At 74.5% G+C, this 12,134-nt stretch carries 10 protein-coding genes; 5 read left to right on the forward strand and 5 right to left on the reverse strand.

Annotated elements, in window-relative coordinates:
* Window positions 1-1,441: 1,441 nt before the first annotated feature.
* The 4 genes from CBZ_RS18165 to CBZ_RS18180 form a co-directional block, all read right to left on the reverse strand.
* Entirely contained in the window at window positions 1,442-2,293 is an 852-nt protein-coding gene (locus CBZ_RS18165) for an SDR family NAD(P)-dependent oxidoreductase (protein ID WP_165446846.1), read from the reverse strand.
* A complete protein-coding gene (locus CBZ_RS18170; protein ID WP_130782875.1) occupies window positions 2,290-3,021 on the reverse strand; it encodes an acetoacetate decarboxylase family protein in 732 nt (243 codons plus the stop codon). The genes CBZ_RS18165 and CBZ_RS18170 overlap by 4 nt, the downstream gene beginning before the upstream one ends.
* Window positions 3,022-3,070: 49 nt before the next feature.
* Window positions 3,071-3,910, reverse strand: coding sequence for a class II glutamine amidotransferase (locus CBZ_RS18175; RefSeq protein WP_130782876.1), 840 nt, complete (start codon window positions 3,908-3,910; stop codon window positions 3,071-3,073).
* Between the two features lie 92 nt (window positions 3,911-4,002).
* Window positions 4,003-5,337: an NAD(P)/FAD-dependent oxidoreductase gene (locus tag CBZ_RS18180; protein ID WP_130782877.1), complete on the reverse strand. Its 1,335-nt coding sequence runs from the start codon at window positions 5,335-5,337 to the stop codon at window positions 4,003-4,005.
* 183 nt (window positions 5,338-5,520) lie between these two features.
* Between CBZ_RS18180 and CBZ_RS18185 the strand changes: the two genes are divergently transcribed.
* Together CBZ_RS18185 and CBZ_RS18190 are read left to right on the forward strand one after the other, a co-directional pair.
* On the forward strand, window positions 5,521-6,594 hold the full coding sequence (locus CBZ_RS18185) for a zinc-dependent alcohol dehydrogenase family protein (protein WP_130782878.1): 1,074 nt from the start codon (window positions 5,521-5,523) through the stop codon (window positions 6,592-6,594).
* A gap of 167 nt (window positions 6,595-6,761) precedes the next feature.
* Window positions 6,762-8,468 (forward strand): cellulase family glycosylhydrolase, encoded by a 1,707-nt coding sequence (locus tag CBZ_RS18190; protein ID WP_130782879.1) that lies wholly within the window; start codon window positions 6,762-6,764, stop codon window positions 8,466-8,468.
* 46 nt (window positions 8,469-8,514) lie between these two features.
* Here CBZ_RS18190 and CBZ_RS18195 read toward each other — a convergent pair whose 3' ends face one another.
* Window positions 8,515-9,045 (reverse strand): GNAT family N-acetyltransferase, encoded by a 531-nt coding sequence (locus tag CBZ_RS18195; protein ID WP_246013528.1) that lies wholly within the window; start codon window positions 9,043-9,045, stop codon window positions 8,515-8,517.
* Between the two features lie 199 nt (window positions 9,046-9,244).
* On the opposite strand from CBZ_RS18195, the gene CBZ_RS22050 reads away from it, so the two are divergent.
* The 3 genes from CBZ_RS22050 (at window position 9,245) to CBZ_RS18210 (ending at window position 12,126) form a co-directional block, all read left to right on the forward strand.
* A complete protein-coding gene (locus CBZ_RS22050; protein ID WP_130782880.1) occupies window positions 9,245-11,197 on the forward strand; it encodes a glycoside hydrolase family 11 protein in 1,953 nt (650 codons plus the stop codon).
* A gap of 174 nt (window positions 11,198-11,371) precedes the next feature.
* Entirely contained in the window at window positions 11,372-11,869 is a 498-nt protein-coding gene (locus CBZ_RS18205; protein ID WP_130782881.1) for a DUF2975 domain-containing protein, read from the forward strand.
* Window positions 11,869-12,126: a helix-turn-helix domain-containing protein gene (locus tag CBZ_RS18210; RefSeq protein ID WP_130782882.1), complete on the forward strand. Its 258-nt coding sequence runs from the start codon at window positions 11,869-11,871 to the stop codon at window positions 12,124-12,126. The genes CBZ_RS18205 and CBZ_RS18210 overlap by 1 nt, the downstream gene beginning before the upstream one ends.
* The last annotated feature ends 8 nt before the right edge of the window (window positions 12,127-12,134 follow it).

Here is a 12,134-nt window from a genome sequence, read left to right on the forward strand (position 1 = left end):
GCGGCAGGCCGTCGCCGACTTCCTGCTCTCGCTGCGCCCCGTGCGCTGGCGCTGGTTCGTCGTCGCGGCCGCCGCCGCGACCCTCGTCGTGGGCCGGACGATCGTCGGGTGGGTCGCGCTGCAGGTCGAGACCCTCGCCTTCGGCCTGACCGGGCCCGGCGGCGACACCGGTCAGGTCACGGCGCTGCGCGAGACCCTCAGCGCCGCGATCTCCGCGATCTCGACCCTCACGCCCGACGGCCTCGCCGGCCTCGCCGACCGCCTCGACCAGGCGGACGCCCAGAGCCTCGCCGCCCTCGTGCTCGTGCTCGTGCTGTCGACCTACGCGGTGCTGCGCCCGGGCGTCACCGCCTTCCGCGTCAAGCGCGTCCTGTTCAACCTGACGGGCGAGCCCGAGGAGGTCTTCGCCCGCACGACCTCCACCTGGCACGTCCCGCGGTGCACCGGCCTCTACACGCAGGAGCAGCGGACGCTGTCGGCCGCCGGGGTGGACCAGCCACCGCGGGAGAAGTCGGTCGACCTGCTGCTCAGCGCCGTCGTCGCCGTCGTCCTCGGCTGGTGGGTCCTCGCAGTGCTGGTGGGGACCGGCGCCGTCGCCGACCGCGTCACCTCGTTCCTCGTCCTCGGACCGCTGCTCGTCCTGCGGCTCGCGTGGCTCGTCGGGACGTACCGAGCCCGGCGGGAGCCGCCCGGCCCGTGGGTCGTCCCGACGGGCGCGGTCCTCCCGGCGACGGCACCGACCGCCCGGACCGTCGACGTCCGCCGCGCAACCGTCACCGCCGCCCTCGTCTACCTGTCGGGCGCGCTCGTCCCGTTCACGCCGTTCGTCGCGTACCGGCTGGCCCGCCAGCTCGTCCACGTCCGCCAGGAGGCCGCCGCACAGGCGTGCGCCCGGCCCACGGCCCCCGTCGGCCGCGCCGTCGTCGGGGTGCTCGCGGTCGTCATGTGGGTGTGGGCGGCCTGGATGGTCGTGCTCCCCCTCGCCGCGTGGCGGTTGCGTCGGCTCGCCCCGCCCGGCACGCGCCTGTGGCCGGTCGTCACGACGACGGTCGCGGCTGCGGTCGCCGTCGTCGTCCTCGTCGGGACCGTCGCGCTCGACGTCGCCGACCCGACCGCGCTGCTGATCCTCGCCACGGCGTTCACGTGGATGACGGCCACCGCGTTCGGCGCGACGCAGGTCTGGCACGACGACCTGGTGCGGACGTACGCCGACCCGCTCCCGTTCGACGTGGTGCCCTCGGCCGCGGAGCTCGCCCCGGCACGCTTCACGGCACCGGACGGCTGGCCGCCGCCCCCGCAGGGCTGGGTGCCCCCCGCGGGATGGTCCCCCGACCCGACGTGGGCACCCGTGACGGCCGGGCAGCGGACGTGGTCACGCGGCACCGCCCGGCTGGGCGGGGACGTCGAGCAGCGCACGGCGTCCGGTAGGACCGACCGTCGGCTACCCGCGGGCGGCGCGACCCCCGCCGTGGCCGCGACCCTCGTCACCGACCCGGTCACCGACCCGGTCATCGGCCCGGTCGCCGAGCCCGATCCGGTCGCTCAGCAGCCAGTCGTCCACCCGGTCCTGGACGGGCAGCGGCAGGGACTCGAACGCCCGTGACAGCGCCCCGAGCCGGCGCGGCACCCACGCGACGGGCGCGCGCCGGTCGAGGAGCCGCACGACCTCGGCCGCGACCTGCTCGGCGGTGACCGCCCGGAACCCGCGCTGCGGCCGGATGCCCGCACCCATGGGCGTCGCGGCGAGGTACGGCAGGACGACGCCGACGTGCACGCCGCTGCCCCGGACCTCGCGGCGCACCGCCGACGTGAAGCCGATGACGCCGGCCTTCGCGCCCGAGTACACGGCGAGCCCCGCCATGGGCTTGCGGCCCGTCGCGCTCGCGACCTGGACGACGGACCCGCGGCCGCGCGCGAGCATCCGCGGCAGCACGAGCCGGGTCGCGTGCACGACCGCCCGGTAGTCGACGTCGACCACGAGGTCGAGGGTCGCGTCGTCCTGCTCGGCGAACCGGCCGGTGGGCATGACGCCCGCGTTGTTCACCCAGACCTCGACGGGGCCGAGGTCGCGCTCCACGGCGTCGAGCAGCGCGGCGACGGCGGCCGTGTCCCGGACGTCGACGCGGTGCGCGACCGTGTGCTCGCCGAGGTCGGCGACGGTGCGCCGTGCGGCGTCGAGGTCGAGGTCGGCGACGACGACCCGGCAGCCGCGTGCGACCAGCGCGGCGGCGATCGCCCGGCCGATGCCGCTGCCCGCACCCGTCACGACGGCGACGGGGTGCGGCGCGGTCACGACTCGACCACCCGACGCCCGAACACGACCGACGCGTCCACGACGGCGGCCGACGCGACGGGCCGCAGCCCGCGCAGGTGGCCGAGCGGCCCGTCGTGCGGCAGGTCCCACCGGACCGCGAGCCGCCGCAGCGTCCCGGTCACGCCGTTGCGGGAGATCACGCCCGACCCGTCGTCGCGACGCTGCGCTGTCGGCAGCGGCAGGGACACGGGGACGGGCGACAGCCGCGGGCCCACGCGGGCGGTGAGTCGGGCGATCCCGGCGCCGTCGACCGTCCGCACCTCCGTCCGCACGACGGTCGAGCCGGGTCGCGGCCCGGGCTCGGACGTGCGCGTCACCGCGGCGAGGTCCTTCGGGATGCCCCACAGGGCCCGGCCGCCGGACCGTGACGCGGCGCTCGTGACCCAGATCTGCGGGATCGTCACGCGCGGCGCGCGCCCGTCGGTGCTGAGCGCGGCGACGAGCAGCTCGTCGTAGGCGAGCACACCGCCGGGCGCGTACCGGACCATCGCCAGCCCGACGAGCGCCGCGCGACCGACCGGCAGCACCGCGTGCCCGGGCGGGAGCGCCTCGGCCAGCCCGGCGACCCGGTCCTCGGGGACCCGCAGGACCGACACCAGCAGGTCGGCGCCGAGGAACCACGGGCCGGGCGGGTAAGCCGTGCCGTCGTCGGCGCGCAGCCAGCCGTCCGGGGCGGGGTCGTCGGGGGGCGGGGCGGCGACGGGCACGGGTCCTCCTCGGGGGTCGGGCCCATCGAAGCAGACGACCCCCGGCCCCCTACGCCGCCGAGCGGACCGGCGCGAACGGGTGCACGTCCTCCGCGCCGTCGTCGACCACGAGGTAGCTGCTCTCCGGCACCTCGAGCCACGCACCGCGCAGGTCGCCGAGCGGCTCGGAGACGACGATCCGCGTGTCGTCGGACAGGTCGTGCAGCACCGGGTTGTCGGGGTACTGCGCGCGCAGCACGGCGACGTCCTGGTTGCGGAACAGCGACCGCGACCGCCCCTCCGACGAGTAGCGGAACGCCCACAGCCGCCGCCCGTCGGTCGTCGCGAACGTCCCCTGCACCGGGAACGGCACCCCGTGCTCCCGCGCGGTCCGCTCGACGAGCCCGACCGCGGCCGCGATCGCCGCGGGCGGGTCGTCCTGCAGCCCGAACGTCAGCGCCAGGTGGAACAGCGTCTCGGAGTCCGTCGACCCCTCGATGTGCGGAAACAGTGCCGGGTCGACGGCGAGCAGAAGGTCCCGCTTGAGCGACGGGAAGCCCGCGATGAGCCCGTTGTGCATGAACAGCCACGACCCGAACCGGAACGGGTGGCAGTTCGTCTGCTGCACCGCCGTCCCGCTCGTCGCGCGCACGTGCGCCAGGACCGTGCCGGAACGCACGTGCTGCGCGAGCTCGCGCAGGTTCCGGTCGCTCCACGCCGGCTCGATGCTGCGGAACACGCCCGGCGTCGGCGAGTGCTCGTCGTACCAGCCGACGCCGAACCCGTCGCCGTTCGTCGGCTCCGCGCCGAGCCTGCTGTGCAGGCTCTGCATGACGAGCGAGTTCGCGGGCTTGTACAGCAGCTCGTCGAGCGTCACCGGGGAGCCCCGGTACGCGATCCATCGGCACATCTCCGCCTCCTCGCCGCGCGGCCGCGACGCGGCCCGTCCGACCCCACGATCCGCCGACCCGCCGCGCGGGTCCAGCGGTCGGCGACGTCCGGCTACGCGGCCCGCGTCAGTCGGTCCGGCTCGCCCGCGGCGACGAACGCGTCGCGCGGGTGCGCGACCGACGCGAGCGAGACCACGTCCCGCCCGAACACCGCCGCCGTCAGCCACACGGCGAGCACGCGCACCTTGCGCTCCCACGTCGGGATCGCGAGCACGTGGTACCCGCGGTGCATGAGCCACGCGAGCCGCCCGCGCACGACGAGGCGCCGGTACTCGAAGATGCCCGACCCGAGGCCGAGCGTCGCGACGACGCCGAGGCTGCCGTGCCGGTAGGGCCGGGTCGGGCGACCGCGCCGGGCGGCGACGACGTTCCGCGCGAGGCGCCTCCCCTGCCGCACGGCGTGCTGCGCGTTCGGGACGGCCAGCGCGCCTGGGCGCGGGGTCGCGAGGTCCGGCACGGCGGCCGCGTCGCCCGCCGCCCACGCGTCCGCGACGGGCTCGTCGTCGGTGCCGACGCGCAGGTCGGGTCGCACGACGACGTACCCGCGCGCGTCGACGGGCAGGTCGGTGTGGGTCGCGACGACCGGGTTGGCGGCGTTGCCGGCGGTCCACACGAGCAGGTCGGTCGGGATCCGCTCGCCGGTCGAGAGCTCGACGACGCCGTCGACGGCCGAGACGACGCCGGTCGACAGGTGGACGTGCGCGCCGCGCTCCGTCAGGGTCCGCACGACCCAGCGCCCTTGCGCCTCGGTCACCTCGGGCAGCACGCGCGGGCTGAGCTCGACCAGGTGGAACGCGACCTCGGCGGGGTCGATCTCCGGGTAGCGGCGGGTGAGGTCGTGGGCGAGCGACAGCAGCTCGGCGAACCCCTCGACCCCGGAGAACCCGCCGCCGACGAACACGGCGGTGAGCAGCCGCTCGCGCTCCGGCCCGCGCGGCAGGGTCGCCGCCCGGTCGAACGCGGTGAGCAGGCGGTCGCGGATCGCGACGGCCTCCTCGACGTGCTTCATGCCGATGGCGTGCTCGGCGACGCCCGGCACCGACACCCGGCGGGTGACCGCGCCCGCGGTGAGCACGAGGGTGTCGTACGTCAGGACCAGGTCGGGGCCGTCGACCGGCCGGACCGTGAGGCGCCGCTCGGCGTGCACGATCCGGGTCACCGTCCCGGCGACCAGGCGCGTGCGGCGCAGGTGCCGCCGGTGCGCGACCGCCGAGTGCCGGGCCTCGACCGAGCCGGCGACGACCTCGGGCAGGAACGGCTGGTAGGTCATGTACGGGCGCGGGTCGACGAGGACGACCTCGACGTCGTCGCGCCGCAGCCGCCGCTCGAGCTCGCGGGCCGCGGTGAAGCCCGCGTACCCCCCACCCACGACGACGATGCGTGCCATGCGGATCTGCCTCCTCCGGGGCGGGACGCACCGGGTGTGCGTCCCGACACCCGTACGACCACGCAGCCCCGCGATCCGTGACACCGGGCCGTCGCGCGCAGGTTCCTAAGATGGACGACGGCCGTCCCCCGCACGGCCCGCCCCGCGCCCGCGCGGGACCCCGGCACCACCATGAGGAGCACGATGCGCGCGACGGTCATCCACGGCGAGAGGGACGTCCGCGTCGAGGAGGTCCCGGACCCGGTGCTGCTGGCCGGCGGCAGCGGTCGCGACGCCGTCGTCCGCGTCGTCGCGGCCTGCGTGTGCGGGTCGGACCTGTGGCCCTACCGGGGCGTCCAGAAGACGCGCGAGCCCAAGCGCATCGGCCACGAGTTCATCGGGGTCGTCGAGCAGGTCGGCGACGCGGTGCGGGACGTCGCGGTCGGCGACGCGGTCATCGCGCCGTTCTACGTGTGCGACGGCACGTGCACCAACTGCGTCAACGGCGTCTCGACGTCGTGCCTGCACGGCGGCTGGTGGGGCTCGCAGGACCGCGAGGGCGGCTTCGCGGACGCGGGCCAGGGTGAGCGGGTCCGCGTGCCGCTGGCCGACGGCACGCTCGTCGTCGTCCCGGGCGTGGACCTGGAGAGCACCGAGGGGCGCGCGCTCGTGCCGCACCTGCTCACGCTGTCCGACGTGATGGGCACCGGGCACCACGCGGCCGTCTCGGGCGGGGTCGGCCCGGGGTCGACTGTCGCGGTCGTCGGCGACGGCGCGGTCGGCCTGTGCGCGGTCGCCGCCGCCCGGCGGCTCGGCGCGACGCGCATCGTCGCGATGTCGCGGCACCCCGAGCGGCAGGCGCTGGCCCGCACCCTCGGCGCCACGGACGTCGTGCCGGAGCGCGGCGACGAGGGCGTCGCGCGGCTCAAGGAGATGTTCGACGGCGTCGGCCCGGACGTCGTGCTGGAGTGCGTCGGCACCAAGGAGTCGATGGACCAGGCGCTGCGGTCCGCGCGGCCCGGCGGCCAGGTCGGGTTCGTGGGCGTGCCCGCGGGCGGCCCGGAGCTGCCGGTGCAGACCATGTTCAGCACCAACGTGGGCGTGCGCGGCGGTGTCGCCCCCGTGCGCGGCTACATCGAGGAGCTGCTGCCCGAGGTGCTCGACGGCCGCCTGCAGCCCGGTGTCGTGTTCGACCTGGAGCTGCCGCTGGACGAGGTCGCCGAGGCGTACAAGGCGATGGACGAGCGGCGCGCCACGAAGGTGCTGCTGCGCCCCTGACCGGTGGTGACGCACCCCTCCGATGCGTTTCGGAGGGGTGCGAACCGGACGAACGGCCCCTACACTTCACGTCGAAGCGCTTCGACGTCCCGGTCGACGCCTCCCACGACGCGCTCGACGAGGAGCCGACGACGGTCTCGCGTGCGCCCGACGGAAGGGCACCACCTGTGAGACGACCCCTCTGGAGCGGCCTCGCGGCCGTCGCCGCCACCCTCGCGCTCGCGGCGGCCACCGCAGCGCCCGCCGCCGCCGGATCGGCCGACCCCGCCCGCCACGGCCCCCGCACCCCGTCGGCCGCGAAGGTCGTCGCCGCGATGCAGCCCGGCTGGAACCTCGGCAACACCTTCGACGCCGTCGGCGCCGACGAGACCGCCTGGGGCAACCCGCGCGTCACCCGCGCGCTGCTCGACGAGGTCGAGGACCAGGGCTTCCGCAGCATCCGCCTGCCCGTCACGCTCGGCCAGCACGAGGGCCCCGCGCCGACGTACACGATCGCGCCCGCGGTGCTCGACCGCATCGAGGAGGTCGTCGACTGGGCGCTCGACGAGGACCTCACCGTCCTGCTCGACCTGCACCACGACTCGTGGATGTGGACGAACCAGATGCCGTCGCAGCACGACGCCGTGCTCGCGCAGTTCACGGCCACCTGGGAGCAGCTCGCCGAGCGGTTCCGCGACCACCCCCGCACCCTGCTGTTCGAGAGCATCAACGAGCCGCAGTTCGCGGGCGCCGCCGACGACCAGGCCTACGCGCTGCTCGACGAGCTCAACGTCCGGTTCCACGAGGTCGTGCGCGCGTCGGGCGGTCGCAACGCCGACCGCGTCCTGGTCCTGCCGACCCTGCACACCGACTCCGGCCAGGCGCGACTCGACGCGCTCGTCGCGACGTTCGACGCGCTGGACGACCCGAACCTCGCGGCGACGTTCCACTACTACGGCTACTGGCCGTTCAGCGTGAACGTCGCGGGCGGCTACCGCTACGACGCGACCGCGCAGGCCGACACCGCGGGCGCGTTCGCGCGGGTCAGCCAGACGCTCGGCGCGCGCGGCATCCCCGTGATCCTCGGCGAGTACGGGCTGCTCGGCTTCGACCGGCACACGGGCACGATCGAGCAGGGCGAGAAGCTCAGGTTCTTCGAGCACCTCGGGCACGAGGCGCGCACCGCGGGCGTCACCACCATGTGGTGGGACAACGGCCAGCACCTCGACCGCACCGCGCTCACGTGGCGCGACCCGGAGCTGTTCGCGCAGATCGAGTCGTCGTGGAAGCGGCGCTCCGGCACGGCGTCGACCGACCAGGTCTTCGTGCGCCCGGCCGCCGTCACCGACCAGGTGGTGACGCTGAACCTCAACGGGAACACCGTCAAGGGGCTCTGGGTCGGCTCGACGAAGCTCAAGCCCGGCAAGGACTACACGCTCGCCGGGAGCACCCTCACGCTGCCCGCCGCCCTGCTCGGCCGCCTGCTCGGCGACGGCACCTACGGCACGCGCGCCGAGGTCGAGGTCCGGTTCTCGAAGGGCGTCCCGTGGCGCGTCGAGGTCGTCAGCGCCGACGCGCCCGTGCTGTCCGACGCGGCGGGCACGACCGACGCGTTCGCGATCCCGACGGCGTTCCGCGGCGACCGGCTCGCGACGATGGAGGCCCGGTACGCCGACGGGTCGAACGCGGGCCCGCACGGGTGGACGTCCTTCAAGGAGTTCGACGTGACTTTCGCTCCCGACACCACCGCCGGGACGATCGTGCTGCGGCCGGCGTTCTTCGCCGAGGTCACCGACGGCTCGCCCGTGACGCTGACGTTCCACTTCTGGAGCGGCGAGCAGGTCACGTACACCGTCCTGCGCAGCGGCACGACGGTCACCGGCACCGCCGGCTGACGCCGCCGACCACGAGGGGGGCGGGCCGCGCGGCCCGTCCCCCTCGTCACGCCCGGGCGGTCGGGACGTCGTAGCGGCGGGTGGCGCGACCGTCGCTGTCGACGAGGACGTCGCGCAGGACTCCCCCGGCCCGCTCGATCGTCCGTGCCGACGCGGTGTTGGTGTCGGCGCAGGTGACGAGCGCGGCGTGGACCCCGGCCGCTGCGGCCAGGTCCAGGCAGCCGCGCAGGATCACGGTGGCGTACCCGCGTCGACGGTGCCCGGGGCGGACGGCGTAGCCGACGTGCCCGCCGAGCCGCTCCAGTGCGGGCGTCAGACGGTGCCGGACCGAGCCGCGGCCGACGACGACCCCGTCGAGCGTCGCGAGGACGAACGTCTCCGGGACGATCCCCTCGGGAAGGTGGAGGCCCGCCTCTCGGTCGGCCATCGTGGCGAGCCAGTCGGGCCAGGCGAGGTCGTCGAGCAGCGGGGCGAAGTCGAACCCCTCGGCGGCGAGCTCGCGGGCGGCGCCACGGACCTGGGCCTCGTCGGCGGGTGCGGGTCGACGCAGGACGAGGGCGGGCTGGGGTTCCGGCACGCGCCCATCCTGCCGACGGCGGACGCTCGGCGGCACCCCGCGCACGCCCGCGCCCTGGGTGTCGAAAGTCGCCGGGTGTCGAAAGTGCGCGCCGGGCCGACGTAATCGCTTCAGGGGCGTTCCGGGGTGCGTGAGGGCAGGTGCAGAGTCCGGTCCGATAACGATATCGATCCGCGGATCCCGCACGAAGGAGTGCCCGATGCCCGACACGCGCACGACGCGCACCGCCCTCACGCGCCGACGCCCCTGGCGGGCACTGACGGGCCTGCTGGCCGCCGGTGCCCTCGTCGGGGGCGCCCTCGCGGTCGCCAGCCCCGCCGCCGCGGCCGTCACGTCCAACTCGACCGGCACGAACAACGGCTGGTTCTACTCGTTCTGGACGGACACGCCCGGCTCGATCTCCATGGACCTGGGGTCCGGGGGCAGCTACGCCACCCAGTGGAGCAACACCGGCAACTTCGTCGCCGGCAAGGGCTGGAGCACCGGCGGCCGCAAGACCGTCAGCTACTCCGGCCAGTTCAACCCGTCCGGCAACGCCTACCTCACGCTCTACGGCTGGACCCAGAACCCGCTCATCGAGTACTACATCGTCGACTCGTGGGGCACCTACCGCCCGACCGGCACGCACATGGGGACCGTCACCAGCGACGGCGGGACCTACGACATCTACCGGACGCAGCGCGTCAACCAGCCGTCGATCGAGGGCACCAAGACCTTCTACCAGTACTGGTCCGTGCGGCAGTCGAAGCGGGTCGGCGGCACGATCACGTCCGGCAACCACTTCGACGCGTGGGCGTCCAAGGGCATGAACCTCGGCAACCACAACTACATGATCATGGCGACCGAGGGGTACCAGAGCAGCGGCAGCTCGAACATCACCGTGAGCGAGGGCTCCAGCAGCGGCGGTGGTGGCGGTGGCGGTGGTGGCGGTGGTGGCAGCACCGGCTGCTCGGTGACCGCGACGCGCGGCGACGAGTGGTCCGACCGCTTCAACGTCACCTACACCGTGAGCGGCGCCAGCACGTGGTCCGTCAACCTCGCGCTCAACGGAAGCCAGAGCATCCAGAACTCGTGGAACGCCACGCTCTCCGGCAGCGGCTCGACGCGCACCGCGACGTCGAACGGCTCGGGCAACAGCTTCGGCGTCACCGTCATGAAGAACGGGAACAGCACGACCCCCGCCGCGGCGTGCGCCGGGTCGGGCGGAGGCGGGGGCGGGACGACGAACCCCACGCCGCAGCCGACGACGCCGCAGTCCTGCTCCGCGGGCTACGTGGGCCTGACCTTCGACGACGGCCCCACCAGCGGCACGACGAACCAGATCCTCAGCACCCTGGCGTCGAACAACGCGACCGCGACGGTCTTCCCGACCGGCCAGAACGCGCAGAACAACGCGTCGCTCATGCAGGCCTACAAGAACGCGGGCGTGCAGATCGGGAACCACTCGTGGGACCACCCGCACCTGGTGAACCTGAGCCAGAGCGACATCCAGTCGCAGCTCAGCCGCACGCAGCAGGCGATCCAGCAGACGGCCGGCGTCACGCCGACGCTCTTCCGGCCGCCCTACGGGGAGACGAACGCGACGCTCAAGGCCGTCGAGTCGTCGCTCGGGCTGCGGGAGGTCCTGTGGGACGTCGACTCCAACGACTGGAACAACGCGAGCGCCGACGCGATCCGTCAGGCCGCGGGCCGACTGACGAACGGCCAGGTCATCCTCATGCACGACTGGCCCGCCGCGACGGTCCAGGCGCTGCCGGGGATCCTGCAGGACCTGCGCTCGCGCAACCTGTGCACCGGGCACATCTCGTCGAGCACGGGCCGGGCGGTCGCCCCGTCCAGCACCGGCGGCGGGGGTGGTGGCGGAGGCGGCGGCGGGGGTGGCGGCACGGGGTCGTGCACCGTCACCGCGACCCGCGGCGACGAGTGGTCGGACCGCTTCAACGTCACCTACTCGGTGAGCGGCTCGAGCAGCTGGGTCGTGACGCTCTCGCTGAACGGCGGCCAGTCGGTGCAGAGCAGCTGGAACGCGGCGCTGAGCGGCAGCGGCAGCACGCGGCAGGCCCGGCCGAACGGCGCCGGGAACTCGTTCGGCGTCACGTTCTACAAGAACGGCAGCAGCACGACGCCGGGCGCGACCTGCGCGACCGGCTGACGCGCCGCCCCGAGCAGGAGGACTGACCGGCCCCTCCTGGACCGAGGCCGTCCGCCCGCCCCCGCGACATCCCGGGGCAACGCGGGCGGCCTCGGTCGCGCTTGCTCGATCCATCGAGCGTCGATAGTCTTCTATCGTTATTCGATAGCTCGACGATCGAAGTGAGGTTCCCCCATGGGTCGGTTGGCCGTGCTCGCCCTGCGCCTCGTCATCGTGCTGATGCTCGCCGGGCTGCTCGTCGTACAGCTCATGGTGCTGCCGGCACTCGGCCTCGACATCGAGGACGGCGGACCCGAGGTCGCGCACCTGCGCTGGACCGTCCCGGTCGTCGCCTTCCTCGGCATCGTCACCGTCGAGGTCGCGCTGGTCTGCATCTGGCGCCTGCTCACCCTGGTCAGGCGGGACACCGTCTTCTCCCCCCAGGCGTTCCGCTACGTCGACGTCGTCATCGGCTGCGCGGTCACCGCGACCCTCCTCGCGGTGGTCCTGTCGTTCGTCCTCGCCCCCGGCGAGGCCGTCGCACCAGGGCTCGTCCTGCTCGTCGTCGTCGCCGGCGCCGGGACCGCGCTCGTCGCGCTGCTCGTCCTCGTCCTGCGCATCCTGCTCGCCAAGGCCGTCGCCCTCGACACCACCGCGACCACCCTGCGCGCCGAGCTCGACGAGGTGATCTGATGCCGATCGTCGTCGACATCGACGTCATGCTCGCGCGCCGCAAGATGTCCGTCGGCGAGCTCGCCGACCGCGTCGGCATCACCCCCGCCAACCTCGCGGTCCTCAAGAACGGCCGCGCCAAGGCCGTCCGCTTCTCGACGCTCGAGGCACTGTGCGAGGTCCTCGACTGCCAGCCGGGCGACCTCCTGCGCCGCGAGCCCGCGCAGGCCGGGGTCGCGACGACCGCCGACGCGTCCGAGGACGACCCCGCCGCCTGACCGGGGCC

Origin of the sequence: Cellulomonas biazotea (assembly GCF_004306155.1) — a bacterium.
In the GTDB taxonomy this organism is placed as follows: domain Bacteria; phylum Actinomycetota; class Actinomycetes; order Actinomycetales; family Cellulomonadaceae; genus Cellulomonas; species Cellulomonas biazotea.

Coding starts and splice junctions, on each gene's coding strand:
- CBZ_RS18175 (WP_130782876.1), bottom strand. CDS start 3,910: ATGTGCCGATGGATCGCGTACCGGGGCTCCCCGGTGACGCTCGACGAG.
- CBZ_RS18180 (WP_130782877.1), bottom strand. CDS start 5,337: ATGGCACGCATCGTCGTCGTGGGTGGGGGGTACGCGGGCTTCACCGCG.
- CBZ_RS18185 (WP_130782878.1), top strand. CDS start 5,521: ATGCGCGCGACGGTCATCCACGGCGAGAGGGACGTCCGCGTCGAGGAG.
- CBZ_RS22050 (WP_130782880.1), top strand. CDS start 9,245: ATGCCCGACACGCGCACGACGCGCACCGCCCTCACGCGCCGACGCCCC.
- CBZ_RS18205 (WP_130782881.1), top strand. CDS start 11,372: ATGGGTCGGTTGGCCGTGCTCGCCCTGCGCCTCGTCATCGTGCTGATG.
- CBZ_RS18210 (WP_130782882.1), top strand. CDS start 11,869: ATGCCGATCGTCGTCGACATCGACGTCATGCTCGCGCGCCGCAAGATG.